Here is a 15807-nt window from a genome sequence, read left to right as displayed (position 1 = left end):
TCATCAATCGGTATTCCTATCATCGTCTGACGACTTCATGACGACGGGAGTGCCTTGTGACGATGTGGGCAATTGGGATTGATATTGGCGGCACCTTTACGGATGTCGTCGCACTGGACTACGGGGCGGGCAGGCTCGTCAGCCTGAAGGTCCTCACCACCCACGGYGACCCGGCGCAGGGCGTGGCCGATGGCGTCAGCCGGCTGATGCACACCCACCACATCGACCCGCAGCGGGTCACGCGCGTGGTCCATGCCACCACGCTGTTCACCAACGCGCTGATTGAACGCCGCGGCAGCACCACCGGCCTGCTGACRACCCGGGGCTTCCGGGACGTGCTGGAGATYGGCCACGAGCGCAAGTACGACCTGTATGACCTGACGATCGAGCCAGCGCCGGCGCTGGTGCCGCGCCGGCTGCGCGCCGAGATTGGCGGGCGCATGGATGCGCAAGGCCATGAGATCGAGGCGCCGGACGCCCAGGAAGTGCGCGCGGTGGTGGGGCAGTTGGTGGAGCAAGGCGTCGATTCGCTCGCCGTGTGCCTGCTGCACGCCTACGGCGCGCCGGCGCACGAGCGGCTGGTGCGCGACTGGATCGARCGCGAYTTCCCCACCCTGCACGTCACGCTGTCATCGGATGTCGCGCCCGTCATCCGCGAATTCGAGCGCAATTCCACCACCGTCGCCAATGCCTATATCAAGCCGCTGGCGACGCGCTACCTGGACGCACTCGAAGGTCGCCTGCAAGCGCTCGGCCTGCACGCCGGCGTGCTGATGATGCTGTCCAACGGCGGTCTGGCSCATATCGGCGAGGCCAAGCGCAATCCGATCGAGCTGCTCGAGTCCGGCCCCGCGGCCGGCGCGATCTCGGCGGCCCACTACAGCCTGCGCGATGCGCAGCCAGACCTGCTGGCCTTCGACATGGGCGGCACCACGGCCAAGCTGTGTTTGGTRGAGGATGGCAAGCCGGCCATCACGTTCGGCTTCGAGGCGGCACGGCGCAAGCGTTTTGCCGAAGGCAGCGGCCTACCGATCCGCATTACCACCATCGACCTGATCGAGATCGGCGCCGGCGGCGGCAGCATCGCCCATCAGGACGCCCTGGGCCTCCTCAAGGTGGGGCCGCAGAGCGCCGGCTCCGAGCCGGGGCCAGCCTGCTATGGGCTGGGCGGCACTGATCCGACCGTGACGGATGCGAATCTCGTGCTCGGCTACCTCAATCCCGATTACTTCGCCGGCGGCACGATGGCCATCAGCGTGGCGCGCGCCGCCGAGGCGCTTGGCCGCGCGGGCGAGCGGCTGGCGCGTGACGTGACCGGCGTGGCCTGGGGCATCCATGACATCGTCGCCGAGAACATGGCGGGCGCCGCGCGCGTGCACGTGGCCGAGCGTGGGCGCGATCCGCGCGGCTTCGTGCTGCTGTGCACCGGTGGCGGGGGGCCATTGCATGCGTATTACGTTGCCCAGAAGATTGGTGTGCGGACGATTTTGTGTCCGCCCGCCGCAGGCGTGGCGTCTGCATACGGCCTGCTGGTGTCACCGGCACGCGCCGACCGCTCGCGCACGGTGAGCGTGCGGCCCGCCACGGATTCGCTGGAGCGGCTGGAAACCGCCTTTGCCGAACTGGAATCGCAATCGCGCGAAGCGCTGGCGCCGCTGGACGAGAGCTTCGGCCCGATACGGCTGACGCGCCATGCCGACGGGCGCTTCGCCGGACAGGGCTTCAACCTGTCGGTGCGCCTGCCCGATGGCCCCTACACCGGCAAACAGCCGGCGGAGATCGTGCGCGCCGCCTTGATCGCCGCGTTCGAATCCGGCTATCGCGAGAAATTTGGCCGTACCCCGCCCGATGTGCCCGTCGAACTGGTGACCTTGCGCGTGACGGGCGAGGCCCCGCCGCGACAGGCCTTCGTCGCCGAAACGCTGCCTGAAGGCGTGGCCGTCGCGCCCGGCAGCCGGCGCAAGGTCTATTTCAGGGAGGCCGATGGCTACCTGGACACCCCGGTCTTCGACCGCGCCGCGCTGCCAGCGGGATTCCGCGCGCAGGGGCCGCTGCTGATCGAGGATGCCGGTTCCACGCTGGTCGTGGGGCCGAAGGGCCGCGTCACGCAAGGGGCAAGCGGCAAYCTCGTCATCGAACTGGAGGAGCACGCAGCATGACCCGCCAACCCATGCCCGGCGCGGCTTCCGCCGCCGACCCCATCTTCCTGGAAGTGTTCTGGACGCGCGTGCGCGCCGTGGTGAACGAGGCCGCCAAGCTTATCGTGCGCACGTCCTTCTCCACCCTCTCCACCGAGGCCAACGACTTCGCGGTGGTCGTCACCGATTCGGCGGGTCGCGCGTTGGCGGAGAACAGCGGCAGCATTCCCTCCTTCATCGGCACCCTGCCACGCACCGTGCGCGCCGCCATCGCGCAGATCGGTGCGGACAATATGCGGCCGGGGGACATCTTCATCACCAATAACCCGTGGATCGGCACGGGGCACCTTAACGACGTGTGCCTGGTCAAGCCGATATTCCACGGCAATCGCCTGGTGGGCTTCGCCGCGACGGCGGGCCACGTGCCCGACATCGGCGGCAAGATCCGTTCGGTGGATGCGCGCGAGCTGTTCGAGGAAGGGTTCCACATCCCGATGATGCCGCTCATGCGCGAGGGGCACGTGGACGACACGCTGCTGCAACTGATTCGCACCAATGTGCGCACGCCGGAGCAGACCGTGGGCGATATCTGGTCGCAGGTCGGCGCGGTGGAACTGATCGCGGCGCGGCTCCATGACATCCTGACCGAGTACGCCTTGCCCGGCATCGACGATCTGGCGCAGGCGCTGTTCGACCGCAGCGAGGCCGCCATGCGCCACGCCATTGCGCAGCTGCCGGAGGGCGAATATCGCTACACGATGCAAACCGACGGCTTTGGCGAGCGCTTCACCTATGCCGTGACGGCGCGCATCGGCAACGGCGAGATCGAGTGCGATTTCGCGGGCACGTCTCCGCAGCAGCCGCGCGGCATCAACTGCGTGCTGGCCTATACGAGCGCGATGACGGCCTATGCGATCAAGTGCCTGCTACTGCCCGACCTGCCGAACAACGACGGACTGTTCCGTCCGATCCGCGCCGTGGCGCCGGAGGGCTCGCTGCTCAATCCGCGCTCACCCGCGCCCGTAGGGGGGCGCGCTTGCACGGGCCACTACGTGCCCACCGTCATCTTCGGCGCCATGCAGCAGGTGCTGCCCGAGCGCGTGATGGCCGGCGCCGGCTCGCCGCTGTGGATCGCCAACCTCAGCGGCACCCGCGAGGATGGCCGCCCCTTCGCCACGGTGCTCTTCTATAACGGCGGTCTGGGCGCCACGGCCGGGAAGGACGGCGCATCCGTCATGTCCTGGCCGAGCAATATTTCGCCGACGCCGGTGGAAGTGGCGGAACGCGACGCGCCGCTGTTCTTCCGCTACAAGGCACTGCGCCCGGGCACCGGCGGTGCCGGCCGGCAGCGGGGCGGGCTTGGCGAGGAGGTGTGCTTCGTCAGCCGTCATCCCACGCCCCTGTCGATTGTCTTCCTGACGGAACGGCTGATCGTGCCGGCGCCGGGTTTTGCCGGCGGCGAGGCCGGCGCCTGCGGGGAAGTGCTGATCAACGGGCAAGCGGTGGATGCACGTCAGCCGCAGACGCTGCAGCCCGGCGACGAAGTGATCCTGCGTACCCCGGGCGGCGGCGGCTTCGGTCCGGCCACCGAACGGGACTTCGAGCGCATCGCGTACGATCGGGAACAGGGCTACGCCACCTGAATCGGCACGCATCATGCATGCGGAGGAGACAAGAGCCGGCACCTGAGGGTGCCTTTACCACACAACATCCGGGCGGACCCACGCCGCACCGGTGGAGAGGTAGTCATGCATTGCATCTTCAAGACGCTGTCCCTGCCCGTCGCGCTGTGGTTGCTGGCGCCCCTTGCCCACGCGGCCGATGCCACGCCGGCAGAGGTTGCCGCGTATCCCAACAAGCCAGTACGCATCATCGTGCCGTATCCAGCCGGTGGCTCCACCGACGTGCTCGCGCGCGTGCTCGGCCAGAAGATCGGCGAGGAAATGGGCCAGCCAGTGGTGGTGGAGAATCGCCCCGGCGCCAGCGGCAATATCGGCGCGAGCTATGTCGCCAAGTCGCCGGCGGATGGCTACACGCTGTTCCTCGGCACCTCCACTGCGCTAGCGGCCAACCCCGGCCTGTACAAGACGCTCCCTTACGATCCGCAGAAGGATTTCGCGCCGATCATCCTGGCCACGACGCTCGCCAGCCTGGTCGTCGTCAATCCATCGGTGCCGGTGAAGACCATGCAGGAGCTGAGCGCCTACCTGAAGGCGCATCCCGGCACGAGCTACGCGTCATCCGGCAACGGCACGCCGGCCCACCTCGGTGGCGAGCTATACAAGAAGATGGCGGGCGTGCAGATGAATCATGTGCCCTACAAGGGTGGAGCGCCGGCGCTGACGGATCTCATCGGCGGGCAGACGTCGCTGATGTTCGCGATCCTGCCCGAGGCGATGCCGTTCGTGAAGGAAGGCAAGCTGCGCGCACTGGCCGTGACCACGGCCAAGCCCACCCCCAACGCCCCGCAGATGCCGACGGTGGCCGAAGCCGGCGTGCCGGGCTATGAGCTGGTCGGCTGGTATGCCTTCCTGGCGCCGCGCGCCACGCCGCAGCCCATCGTTTCCAAGTTGAACAAGGCGTTCGACGAGGCGCTGCAGGACAAGGCGGTGCGCGAGCGGCTCACCAGTCTCGGCTTCGACGTTGCCGGCGGCCCGCCGGAGCGCCTGGCCAGCACGATTCGCAGCGAGACGAAGAAGTGGAAGCAGGTCATCGACGAGGCGCACATCAACCTCGACTGACGATTGCAACGCCGGAAGGGCTGGGGCGGCGCGGGCGCGGGGCCGGCCGCTTCAGCCCGCCTTCCGGCGCGTGGTGCGGCGCGTGGCGCGACGCGGGGCGGCTTCCTCGCCGATGATCGACACGCCATCGGGCAGCGCCTGCGCACGGATGGTGTCCATGATGATGTCGAGCATGCGTTGCGAACTCGGCGACAACGAGCGCAGCCGCCGCGTGATCAGGCAGATCTCGCGTGACAGCACCGGCGCGGCCAGCTCACGGTAGGCCAGGTCGGTGAAGCCCGCCGCCTTGGCCGCCAGGGCCGGGATGATCGAGAATCGCCCGCCTTCGTTGAGCACCGCGAACAACGACGTCGTGCTCGAAATCTCGTCATGTTCCCCGCCGAACACCGGCCAGTGGCCCGCGTTCTCGTGCAGGAAGGTGCCGATGCCCGTGTCGGCCGTGAAGGCGACGAAATCCTCTGGCGCAAGGTCCGCCCAGCGCAACGGACCGGCGCGCTTGGCTAGCGGATAGTCCGCGCGGCAGACCACGCCGTAGCGGTCTTCCAGCAGCGGCACGTAGGAGAGTTCGTCGATGCCCTTGTGGCGGCTGGTAATGGCGAAGTCGAGTTCCCCATCCATCACCATCTGTTCGACCTGCTCCGCGCCGGCATCGCGCAGCGTGAACGTCACGCCCGGATACTGCTGGCGAAACTTGCCCACGGCCGTGACCAGGAACTGGTAGATCACCGACGCCGCCGCCGCGATGCGGATATGCCCTTTCTGGCTGTCCGCGAACGATTGCAGGTCGGAGATGGCGCTGTCGAAATCCCGCAGGATCCTGTCGGCCTCGGCCTTGAAGCGGACCGCCTCCTGCGTCATGACCACGCGCCGCGTGTTGCGGTCGAACAGCTTGAGCCCGACCGATTCCTCGAACTGCTGGATGGTCGCCGTCAGCGCCGACTGCGTAACAAACAGGCGCGCCGCCGCCGTGGTGAACGATCCGGCGTTGGCCACCTCGACAAACGAGCGTAGGTGACGCAGGGAGATATTGCGGTTCATGGCGCGCGCTGTGCGGCGTGGGGAGGGATGCCTGCAGCATATATTCGAAGCCGTGAATGATCAACGACGACTCATCGCGCGTAGCGAAAAGCCGTGCGCTGCTCACCCAACGCCAGCCCCGCGTCACTAGCCGCGGTCGAAGGCGGTCACCTTGGGTAGCACCTCCGCGAGGTAGTCCACCATCGTGCGCACCGCCGGCAGCAGGCCGATACGGTAGGGAATCAGGGCGGTGATGCGCGCGTCAGCGGCGATCCATTGCGGCAAGATCTGCCGCAACGCGCCGGCCTTCAGCTCCGTCTGGCAGATGTACCCTGGCAGCGCCGCGATGCCGATGTTTGCGCAGGCGGCTTCCTTCAGTGAAATCAGGCTGTTGCTCTGGAACCTCGGATCGATCGGCACCGTAATGGTGCGTTTGTCGGGGCCCTGCAAATGCCATTGCAGCGGTCCCTTGCTGACCATGCCGATGAGCGAATGGGTCATCAGGTCTTCCGGCTCCGCCGGCACGGACATACGCTCAAGGTATTCCGGACCCGCGAACAGGTACCAGGGCGCCTTGGCCAGCGGATGCTGGATCAGGTTGGAGTCCTGCAATTGCCCGGTATGGCCCCGGATCGCSAGGTCGAAGCCCTCCCCCACGATATCCACCAGCCGGTCCGTGGCSGTCTCGACGATCTTGACCTTGGGATTCTCTGACAGGAAGGTAGGCAGCACGTGCCGCAGCGCAAACTGCGCGATCTCGGCGGCGGTGGTCACGCGGATCACGCCGCTGGGTTCGGCCAGCCGCTGGCGCATCGCCTCCTCGGCCACCTCCGCGCTGCGSAGCAGGTTCATCGCGTACTGGTAGAACTCCTGGCCCACCTCGGTCATGGCGAACTGCCGCGAGGTGCGATTGATGAGCCGCACGCCCAGCGACGCTTCCAGCTCCTTGACCCGATGGCTCAGCGTCGACTTCGGCAGGCGCAGCACCTCGCCGGCCGAGGTGAAGCCACCGCGGTCAACGACCTGCACGAAGAAATASACGTCCTTCAGATCGAGCATTGGATGGGGGCGCGCAGTCCGCTGTCGCGATGGCAACGGCTGTCATATCGGTATGGTATCGAGGTCCGATCATACTGCACCGCGCGCGCCCAGTGGCATCCGGGCAAACCTTGGTACTTCCTGCCCCCGCCGTACGACCATCGTTCGGTTTTGCCGAACCTTGCGTACACGATCTGACCGCTGCCCAATCGATATTGAACGCTTAAGCTGTTGCACATGAGCGGCTCCGCGCTGTCTCGTGACCGTCAATACTCAAGTGGAGAGGACAATGTCGATGATCAAGGGATTTCATCATCTGACCGCCGGCGTAAGACACGCGCAGGAGGATGTGGATTTTTACGTCAAGCTGCTGGGGCAAAGCCTCGTCAAGAAGACCGTTCTTCTCGACGGCGAGGACCCGATCTATCACCTCTACTACGGCAACGCCAACGGTGACCCGGGCACGCTGGTGACCTCGTTCCCGTTCCGGCAGAAAGGGGTTGCGGCGCGCCCCGGCTCGGGCCAGGTCCGGGTCATCAACTATTCGGTGCCCACCGGCTCGCTCGACTTCTGGCGCGCCCGCTTCGACGCGATGGGCATTGCCTACGACAGCGCCATCACCGCGCGCTTCGACGAGCGGCGCCAGCGTTTTCATCACCCCTGCGGCATCGAGTTCGATCTGGTCGAGACGGATCTGGACAAGCGCCCGGCSTGCGTGGCCAGCGATATCCCCGAGGCGTTCGCGATCCGCGGCGTGCACAGCATCACGCTGTCCCTGCGCGAGGTGGCCGAATCGATCCGCTTCATGAGCGAGGCGATCGGTTTCCGCCAGGTCGGCCAGACCGGGCCGTACTACCGCTTCGAGACGCACACGGGCGGCCCCGGCATGGTTGTCGAATTCCTGCATGAGCCGGATCGTCACCAGGGCTCCTCGGTCTATGGCGAAGGCACGATCCACCATGTGGCGTTCGCCGTCGACACCATGGACCAGCAGATGGCCCTCAAGGAAAAGTTCATGGCGCTGGGCTACATCGATACCTCGGAGTCGGTGAACCGCAACTACTTCCGCTCCATGTATTTCAAGATGCCGGGCGGTGTGATGTTCGAAGCGGCCACGACCGATATCGGCTTCGCCATCGACGAAGAACCCGGCCACTTCGGCGAGGAATTCCAGTTGCCGCCCTGGCTGGCCGACCGCAAGGACGAGTTGCTCGGGCGACTCGAACCCATTTCCGTTTGACCGACTTCACCCTGTCTGGACCTGACATGCAGAAACCCAAAGTACTGATCGCCTTCTATTCCCGCAACAGCTCGACCGAACTGCTGGCCAAGGCCGTGGCAGCCGGCGCCATCGAGGCCGGCGCGGAAGTCCGCCTGCGCCGCGCGCGCGAGGTGGTCGGCCCCGACGTCATGCGCCAGGCGCCGGGCTGGCTCGAGAACGCCACCGCCATGAACGACCGCTACGAAGCGCCGACCGAGGCCGACGCCGAGTGGGCCGATGCCATCGTCTTCGGCACGCCGACGCGCTTCGGCTCGATCTCGACGGAACTCAAGGCCTATATCGACGGCCTCGGCGGCCTGTGGTTCCAGGGCAAGCTCAACGGCAAGGTCGGCTCGGTGTTCGGCTCGACCTCGTCGCGCCACGGCGGCAATGAATCGACGCTGCTGTCGATCTACACGCCGATGGCCCACCTGGGCCTGATCATCGTGCCGCTGGGCTACGCCGACGCCGTGATGTTCAAGGCCGGCACGCCCTACGGTGCGACCCATGTCTCACACCTCGACGCCGACAAGCCCGACGAGGACCACCTGGCCGTGGCCCGCTTCCAGGGCCGCCGCGTGACCGCCGTGGCACGTTCGCTGCATTGCGAGCAGGAACCCGTGGCCGCTTGAGGTCGTTCCAGGTCGCTTGAGGTAAGAGAAAGGGCGGGGACTTATGGTCCCCGCCCTTCTTTATGCCCCCTCCGTCTGGTTCCTGTTACTGCTTCTACCCCAAACCTAAGCCGCCACGGCCTCGCCGCAGCACGCCACCGTTTCCATGTACCGCGAAGGCGGCATCGCGCCGAGCGTGGCCTGGATCGCCTCCTTGCAGAGCGACGGGCGCCTGGCGAGCAGCTCCACGTAACGCGTGACGTTCGGCAGTTCCTCCCACAGCGACGCCAGCCCGAGGTAGGCCATCCGCACCAGGTTCACGCCCCACAGCACATCGCCCAGCGTGAACGGGCCGCCCTTGAGATAGGTTTCCGACGACGAGGACAGCGTGTTTTCGAGATCCTTCAACAGGCTGGCCACGTGCTGGCGCGCGGCCCGCTGGAACGCCGCGTCGTGGCGGACGGACTTGCCACCGCGCTCCTTGGCGATCTTGGCGCGATAGGCGGCCACCAGCACCGCATCGTCCGCATTGGCGGCGATCATCGCCTCGAGCGCCATGATCTTGTAGTCGTAGACCCGTTCCATGCCAGCCTTGAGCACATCGGGCCGCGCATCCGCATCGGGATGAAAGCCATAGAGCAGCGTGCCGTTCGGGATCCTGTCGACGATATCGACCTGCCGCATCACCGCCGCGCGCGCGACCGCGTCCTCTGGCACCAGTTGCACCGGGTCATGGGACACCGCGTCCAGGTAGCAGCAGATCCGCTTCGAATCGGCGATGACCCGGCCGGCCTCGTAGTCCACCAGCAGCGGCACCACGCACGGATCGAAGCCTTCGGTCTCGACCGAGGTGCGCCCGCTGTAGCCGCTGACGAATGCCCTGTCCACCTCTCGCCCGGCGATCAGGCGCAGCCGGACATAGGGCGGATGGTAGTGCTCGGCGGCGACGACACCCGCCGGCCCCATCGAACCGAGGATCATCATGTCGTTCGAGCGGTACGACAGGCGCTTCTCGGCCAAGACCGTACGCACCTTCTGCGAGCAGAGCGAACTCGCCGCATGAAAGAGCTCGAAACGCGGCGCGGCGTCGTCCCCGACGATGGTGATCCGCGCGGGGTCGGCCACGGCGGCACGGGCATCGGCCGCCTGACTCTTCAATCTCGTATGGTCCATTGCTGTGTTCTCCTTACTTGTGCATGTGCGGGCATGCCGCCGGCGGGTCGCCGATGAAACCGCGCGCCGACCAGAGTTCCGGGAACGGGATCTCCGCCATGGACGGCAGCAGCCAGGCAACGCCCTCCGTGCCGAAGTAGGCCGGGCGGGCGCCGAACGTGCGGCGCGTGGCCATCAGGTGCAGGTGCTTCCAGGCGGAGAAGCCCTCGGCGACATCGGCCAAGGTCTCGCCAAGACGCTGGAGTTCGACATGCTGGTTCGGGTTGGCATACACAACGCGCCAGGCTTTCTCGACATCCTTGCTGGGTGCATAGGCCTGGCTGAAGTCGCGCTTGAGTACCGTGGCCGGCACCGCGAAGCCGTGGCGGTCCAGGTAGCCGAGCACGTCGTCGTAGACGCTCGGCTGGTGCAGCGTCGTGTTGAGCTGGTCCCAGCGCGCGGGTTGCGGTTCGAAATGCTGCAGGTGCTCCGCCTGCTTGATGCCGAGCAGGTAGACCATCTGCCGGTAGGTCCAGCCCTGGAGCGCGGTGTCCTTGCCGAACGTCGCTACCGCGCGGGACAGGATAGCCAGCAGGTCGTTGGGCGTCATCCACGCCAGCGAGCGCCACGTCGCGTTAAGCGGCTCATGATGGGCGACCACGCGTTGCAGGGTCTTGATGGCCTGCGTCAGGTCATTGGCGCGCAACTGCGCCTGGGCGATCCGCAGCTCCTTGATGATCAGCATCCAGTACAACTCGGACACCTGCACCGACGTGATCCACGCATGCTCGCCCGGATGATCGCTGACCGGGTGTTGCAGCGAGTGCAGCACGTCGGTGCGCATCCACGCGCTGTAGGGCGTTTGCCCGGGGGAAGCGCTGGCCGGGGCGGCGCGCTCTGGCTTGACGGTTTCGTCCATCGTCGTCTCCTGGTTGTGGGGGGTCAAATCTCGTGGGCCGTGCCTGCCCGMAGCAGCAACTCCATCTGCTGCGCGATCTGGAGCAGCGCGCCGTCGTCGCCCGGCTTGGCCACGACCTGCAACGCCGCGGGAAGGCCGCAGTCGCCGGTGGGCAATGGAATCGAGATGGCGGGAAACCCGGCGATGTTGAATGGCGCGGTGTAAGTCATCAGCGCCTCGCGGACCGTGCCGGACCACGCGCCGATCTCGACGTTTGCAGCGCCAAGATGGGGGGCGACGCACGGGCAGGTCGGCAGCACGAGGTAGTCGACCGTCGACATTGCCTCGTGCAGCCTGGCCGTGAACCGGCGCCGCGTCTGCTGGGCCGCCGCATAGCCGCGCAGGTCCATCGTCTCCGCACGCCGCAATCGGTCGACGGTTTCCGGGTTGTAGTGCGTGGCGATGCGGTCCCAATCGTTGCGCCGGAAGTGCTCGATGCCGCCTTCGATCAGCACGATGGTCGCGAAGGCATCGAATACGGCATCGAACAGGCCGGACGTGTCGACGTCCACGCAGGCGAAGACCTGCCCCAGTCGGCCGATCGCCCCCTTGAATGCCGTGGCGACTGCCGGGCTCGTCGGCACCGGCGCGATCTCCGGGATCACGCCGAGGCGCGCGGACAGCCACGCATCGCTTTCGGGTACCTCGATATGAAGGGCATCGGCCAGCAACAGCACATCGTCGACCTGCGCCCCGAGCAGGCCGACGTGGTCGCACGTGGGTGCCAGCGGAAACACGCCGCGCGTGGAGAACGTATCGAACGTCGGCTTGTAWCCGACCACGCCGCACAGCGCGGCGGGAATGCGCACCGAGCCACCCGTATCGGTGCCCACGCCGGCCATGACGGCCCCATCGGCAATTGCCGCCGCCGCGCCGCCGCTGGAACCGCCCGGGATGCGCGTGCGGTCGAGCGGGTTCAGCGTATCGCCAAACTTTGTACTGGCGGTKGTCACGCCCCACGCGAACTCATGCGTCGTGGTCTTGCCGATGAGGATCGCGCCGCGCTCCGTCAGCGCTTTCACGATGTCGGCATCGGCGGCGGGCAGGTGCCCGAGGTAGGCCGCCGAGCCGTAGCGGGTCTCCAAGCCTTTGGTGTCGATGAGGTCCTTGATCGCGATGGGCAACCCTTCCAGCGGACGCTGCCGATTGTCGGCGTAACGGCGGTCACTCTCTGCCGCCGCCTTGAGCGCGCGGTCCCAGTCGATGGTCGAAAAGGCGTTGATGGATCGCTGGCTCGCTTCCGCCGCGTGGAGCGCCTGCTCCGCCAGCGCGGTTGCGGATATCTGCCGCGTCGCCAGGGCATCGAGCGTCTTGCGCAGGCCGGCCGGTTGCGTGGCCGCGCGGGCCGACTGCAGCAGATCACGGTGGTGATGGTCGGGATGGAGATCAGGATGGACGTCGAGATGGGTCATCACCACATGCTCTCCAGCAGTGCATCGAGCTTCTGGCCGGCGTGGGCGCCCAGGTCGCCGACCTCGGCGGGATAGTTCTGCTTCAGGAGCGCCGCCACCTCGGGCAGCTTCGCGCGGTCGAAATCGAACGCGGCGAGCCGGCTGGGCAGTTGCAGCGYGTCCACGACATCCGCAATGCGGTTGGCCAGTGCCGTGGCAGCGGTGACGTCCCCCTTGCCGGAAGCGAAGATGCCGAACTTGTCGCCATAGGCTTCGGCGCAGGCGCGAATGACGGGCGCCAGCGTGATGCACGAGGTCATGCTGTGCGGCAGCCCGAACGTGCCGCCGAGGATGTGCCCGATGCGATGGCTCAACCCGTAGATGACCGATGCGGGATAGAAGTAGCACTGCCAGGCGCCAAGCTGGAGTTGCAGCAGGTCTTCGGTCGAGACCAGCCCGCGCGCGATGGCTTCCCGTGTCTCAAGCTGCTGCGGCCACTTCTCCARCACGGCGAGGAAACGCTCGACGCCCCGCGCGGCCAGGATCGCGTGCGGATGATCCACGCCCACCTTGCGCATCCCTTCCACCGCGTGGTCGATGCCCTTGATGGCCGAGCTCAGCAACAGCGCGCGCGGGGTATCGATGACCAGCCGGGGGTCGATGGCAACGATCTTGGGCGCCGTTTCGCGCACGGCGTAGCTGCGCTTGAATTTCTGCGGACCGTCCGTCTCCGTCACACCGAAGTAGTGGGAGAACTCGGAACCGGACAAGGTCGTCGGGAAGGCCGCGATGGGCAGGTAGCGCCCGGTCTGCTTGAAGTGCGCGTAGGAGACCGCCTTCGCTGCGTCGAGCACCGAGCCCCCGCCCAGCGCGACAATCGACTGCGCGTCACGCGTGAGGCACGCTTGCAGGCCGTCGCGCACGGCGAAGTCCGGCACATGCGGTGGCAGGTCGATAAAGGCCCCCACGCCATCCCGGATGCCGGGCTGCAGGACGTTACGATGCAAGGATTCGAGGAACCCGACCGTGAACGTGATCGGGCGGCGGATGCCGCGGTCTCCCAGCGACGCGGCAACGTCCTCCAGGATGTCGTGTCCCCAGACAATTTCTTCTTGCGGCAGGCATTTCAACTGGTTCATCCACTCACTCCAACGTGTGTCGCATGCAATCGATGCATCGATCCCGAGTAAGAAGATAGGCGATCCGGATTCAGCCGTGCGCGCGGCTTTCAGGAACATTGCGTCCATGAATATGGACGCCGGAATGCGTGCCTTGGCGCGCGCCTGCCAACGGTGCATCGCGGCCACGCAGCGGTGCAAGCGGCACGTTTTTCACCTCCGCTCACACAGGTAAACCCTCGGACTTCGGCACCGTCTTCACGCATGACGCGCCGGTGCGGTGCATCGTTCATCGTTCTCGGACGAAGCATGCAAGCATCRCCATCTTTTCACCGTCCACCACGCGGCTATGATTTTTTCACCACGACCCCACCACGGAGAAAGAGCGATGGAAATGGAATTGGAGGCTGAGATGGAGACGGCGATGAACATGGCGATGGACATGGCGATGGACACGGAGATGAGCACGGCGGCCACGCGGTTCACCGAGACACTGATTCGCGGGCGCCGCAGCAAGCGCGCGTTCCTGGACCGGCCGGTGCCGCTGCGGGCGGTCAGGGACATCCTGTCGGTGGCGAAGTACGCGCCGAGTTCAAGCAACACCCAGCCCTGGAAATGCTATGTGCTGACCGGCAGCGCACGCGAGCGAATCACCGATGCCGCGGTCGACGCCTACCGCGCCGGCCCCGACACGCTGGCCCACGAGTATCCGTTCTTCCCCAAGGATCTGCCGGCGCCGTATTCGTCACGCTTCAACATGTTCCGCGGCATGCTCGGTGACGCGCAGGGCGTGGCCAGGAGCGATATCGTCGGGCGGCGGCGCGACGTGGAACGCCAGTTCCGCTTCTTCGACGCGCCGGTCGGCCTGATCTTCACGATGGACCGCTGCCTGGAGTGGGCCAGCTTCCTCTGCTACGGCTGCTTCCTGCAGAACGTCATGCTGGCTGCGCGCGCGGAGGGGCTGGATACCTGCCCGCAACAGATCTGGTCGCTGCAGTCCGATGTGCTCCGCAAGGGCCTCGGCATTCCCGACTGCGAGATGGTGGTGGCCGGCATGTCACTGGGTTATGCGGACAACAGCGTGCCCGAGAACAACATGGCGATTCAGCGGCTGGAACTCGACGCTTTCGTCTCTTTCATCGACAACTGAGGCCCGGCGAGTCACGCCAGGCTGCCGCCCGCTACCATCATCACCAGCACCAGGGCGAGCAGCGCGACATACGTGACGGCGTGAACGCGGTCCGGGATGCGGCCGATCCAGCGTGCCGCCAGCCGGATCCCCACCCAGGAGCCGGCCGCCAGCACGACAAAGGCCAGCAGGTCGACATAGCCGGCGTGACCAGGCCCGAAGGTCGCGCCGTGCTGCCAGGCCAGCGCGACGTAGGTGACGGTGGCCGCAATCGCCATCGGCAATGACAGCGGATTGGCCATCGCCGTCGCCTGCGTCATGGTGGCCCCGCGCCGGCGCATCAGCGGCACGGTCATCACGCTGCCGCCGACGCCCAGGAAAGCGGCAATCGCCCCGATGCCGATGCCGATGGCGGCCGTCGCGCCTGCGGTCATCGGCCGCGCGGTGCCCGGGCCGGCATGCATGAATCCGGGGCGCAGCGTGCTGTCCACGATGGTCACGGCCAGATAGGCGACGAACGCCCACCGCACCCAGTCGCCATTGAGCCAGCTCGCGGCGGCGGCGCCAACGACCGCACCGACGGCGATATAGGCACCCATCGCCCGGATGCGCGGCCAGTCGACATTGCCGGCGCGATGGTGGCGCCACGTCGCCATGGAAGCGCCAAAGATCATCACGCACGACGAGGTGGCCACGGCGATCTGCATGGCCGCCTGCGCCACGGCGCTGCCGGCGGCGTGCGTCATCGTCAGCATCGTATAAAGCAGCGGCACCACGACAAAACCGCCGCCAAACCCGAACAGCACCGTCGTCACGCCGGCCAGGCCGCCGCAGAGCATGAGTACCGCGTACATCGACATCGTTARCCCTCGTTTCCCATCGAACGGATGATCACGATACGGCGGATGCGGCTGGCAAACTTGCGATGTTTGGACAATAATCTTCGAGATCCTGCCAACGTCTCTCGTGTCCCCGATGATCAATGTTCCGCTCGACAGYGTCGATGCCAGCCCGTGTGCCGCRCTGGCCATCGGCACCGACTACACCTTCGGCACGCTGCTCGACACGCACAGCCACCGCCGCGCCCAGTTCCTGTATGGCATGACGGGATTGATGGAGGTGGGCACCGAGGAAGGCGCGTGGGTGGTGCCGCCCTATACGGGTGTGTGGATTCCGGCGCAGAAGCCGCATCGGGTGCGCATGAACGGGGTCAGCACGCGCAGCGTCTACGTGCTGCCGGAGTCGGCGCCGCG

14 protein-coding genes are annotated in these 15807 nt (G+C 66.6%); 7 read left to right on the top strand and 7 right to left on the bottom strand.

Annotation, left to right across the window (positions count from 1 at the left end):
• Positions 1–62: 62 nt before the first annotated feature.
• The 3 genes from AB4Z27_RS20000 (at position 63) to AB4Z27_RS19990 (ending at position 4879) form a co-directional block, all read left to right on the top strand.
• Positions 63–2159: a hydantoinase/oxoprolinase family protein gene (locus AB4Z27_RS20000; RefSeq protein WP_092295287.1), complete on the top strand. Its 2097-nt coding sequence runs from the start codon at positions 63–65 to the stop codon at positions 2157–2159.
• Positions 2156–3781, top strand: coding sequence for a hydantoinase B/oxoprolinase family protein (locus AB4Z27_RS19995; protein WP_092295289.1), 1626 nt, complete (start codon positions 2156–2158; stop codon positions 3779–3781). Before AB4Z27_RS20000 ends, AB4Z27_RS19995 begins: the two co-directional genes overlap by 4 nt.
• Before the next feature lie 105 nt (positions 3782–3886).
• A complete protein-coding gene (locus tag AB4Z27_RS19990; protein ID WP_177219932.1) occupies positions 3887–4879 on the top strand; it encodes a Bug family tripartite tricarboxylate transporter substrate binding protein in 993 nt (330 codons plus the stop codon).
• A gap of 51 nt (positions 4880–4930) precedes the next feature.
• On the opposite strand, the gene AB4Z27_RS19985 is transcribed toward AB4Z27_RS19990, so the two are convergent.
• Both AB4Z27_RS19985 and AB4Z27_RS19980 read right to left on the bottom strand, forming a co-directional pair.
• On the bottom strand, positions 4931–5917 hold the full coding sequence (locus AB4Z27_RS19985; protein WP_092295292.1) for a LysR family transcriptional regulator: 987 nt from the start codon (positions 5915–5917) through the stop codon (positions 4931–4933).
• A gap of 126 nt (positions 5918–6043) precedes the next feature.
• A complete protein-coding gene (locus AB4Z27_RS19980; RefSeq protein ID WP_441592470.1) occupies positions 6044–6955 on the bottom strand; it encodes a LysR substrate-binding domain-containing protein in 912 nt (303 codons plus the stop codon).
• 268 nt (positions 6956–7223) lie between these two features.
• On the opposite strand from AB4Z27_RS19980, the gene AB4Z27_RS19975 reads away from it, so the two are divergent.
• Both AB4Z27_RS19975 and wrbA read left to right on the top strand, forming a co-directional pair.
• Positions 7224–8174, top strand: coding sequence for a ring-cleaving dioxygenase (locus tag AB4Z27_RS19975; RefSeq protein ID WP_092295298.1), 951 nt, complete (start codon positions 7224–7226; stop codon positions 8172–8174).
• A gap of 26 nt (positions 8175–8200) precedes the next feature.
• Complete coding sequence (wrbA, locus tag AB4Z27_RS19970) at positions 8201–8827, top strand: NAD(P)H:quinone oxidoreductase (protein WP_092295301.1); 627 nt, start codon at positions 8201–8203, stop codon at positions 8825–8827.
• 105 nt (positions 8828–8932) lie between these two features.
• On the opposite strand, the gene AB4Z27_RS19965 is transcribed toward wrbA, so the two are convergent.
• From AB4Z27_RS19965 to AB4Z27_RS19950, 4 genes are read right to left on the bottom strand one after another with little or no spacing between them, the layout of a single operon-like run.
• Positions 8933–9979, bottom strand: coding sequence for a glutathione S-transferase family protein (locus AB4Z27_RS19965; RefSeq protein WP_441592467.1), 1047 nt, complete (start codon positions 9977–9979; stop codon positions 8933–8935).
• Between the two features lie 13 nt (positions 9980–9992).
• Entirely contained in the window at positions 9993–10877 is an 885-nt protein-coding gene (locus tag AB4Z27_RS19960; RefSeq protein WP_092295306.1) for a tryptophan 2,3-dioxygenase, read from the bottom strand.
• A 23-nt stretch (positions 10878–10900) separates the two neighbouring features.
• Positions 10901–12328: an amidase gene (locus tag AB4Z27_RS19955; RefSeq protein WP_441645067.1), complete on the bottom strand. Its 1428-nt coding sequence runs from the start codon at positions 12326–12328 to the stop codon at positions 10901–10903.
• Positions 12328–13446, bottom strand: coding sequence for an iron-containing alcohol dehydrogenase (locus AB4Z27_RS19950; RefSeq protein WP_441645066.1), 1119 nt, complete (start codon positions 13444–13446; stop codon positions 12328–12330). The genes AB4Z27_RS19955 and AB4Z27_RS19950 overlap by 1 nt, the downstream gene beginning before the upstream one ends.
• A gap of 439 nt (positions 13447–13885) precedes the next feature.
• Here AB4Z27_RS19950 and AB4Z27_RS19945 point away from each other — a divergent pair, with 439 nt between their 5' ends.
• Positions 13886–14575, top strand: a complete 690-nt coding sequence (locus tag AB4Z27_RS19945; RefSeq protein ID WP_369823446.1) for a nitroreductase — start codon at positions 13886–13888, stop codon at positions 14573–14575.
• An 11-nt stretch (positions 14576–14586) separates the two neighbouring features.
• Here the strand turns inward: AB4Z27_RS19945 and AB4Z27_RS19940 are convergent, their stop codons facing one another.
• Entirely contained in the window at positions 14587–15408 is an 822-nt protein-coding gene (locus AB4Z27_RS19940; RefSeq protein ID WP_092296145.1) for a sulfite exporter TauE/SafE family protein, read from the bottom strand.
• 121 nt (positions 15409–15529) lie between these two features.
• Between AB4Z27_RS19940 and AB4Z27_RS19935 the strand changes: the two genes are divergently transcribed.
• A partial coding sequence (locus tag AB4Z27_RS19935) for an AraC family ligand binding domain-containing protein (protein ID WP_441645065.1) occupies positions 15530–15807 on the top strand: 278 nt, incomplete at its 3' end.

Origin of the sequence: Cupriavidus sp. KB_39, from assembly GCF_052114485.1 — a bacterium.
GTDB lineage: Bacteria > Pseudomonadota > Gammaproteobacteria > Burkholderiales > Burkholderiaceae > Cupriavidus.
Note: the sequence above shows the minus strand (reverse complement) of the source record. Positions and strands in the feature narration are given on the sequence as shown.

Coding starts and splice junctions, on each gene's coding strand:
- AB4Z27_RS19960 (WP_092295306.1), bottom strand. CDS start 10,877: ATGGACGAAACCGTCAAGCCAGAGCGCGCCGCCCCGGCCAGCGCTTCC.
- AB4Z27_RS19945 (WP_369823446.1), top strand. CDS start 13,886: ATGAGCACGGCGGCCACGCGGTTCACCGAGACACTGATTCGCGGGCGC.
- AB4Z27_RS19940 (WP_092296145.1), bottom strand. CDS start 15,408: ATGTACGCGGTACTCATGCTCTGCGGCGGCCTGGCCGGCGTGACGACG.
- wrbA (WP_092295301.1), top strand. CDS start 8,201: ATGCAGAAACCCAAAGTACTGATCGCCTTCTATTCCCGCAACAGCTCG.
- AB4Z27_RS19985 (WP_092295292.1), bottom strand. CDS start 5,917: ATGAACCGCAATATCTCCCTGCGTCACCTACGCTCGTTTGTCGAGGTG.
- AB4Z27_RS19995 (WP_092295289.1), top strand. CDS start 2,156: ATGACCCGCCAACCCATGCCCGGCGCGGCTTCCGCCGCCGACCCCATC.
- AB4Z27_RS19965 (WP_441592467.1), bottom strand. CDS start 9,979: ATGGACCATACGAGATTGAAGAGTCAGGCGGCCGATGCCCGTGCCGCC.
- AB4Z27_RS19990 (WP_177219932.1), top strand. CDS start 3,887: ATGCATTGCATCTTCAAGACGCTGTCCCTGCCCGTCGCGCTGTGGTTG.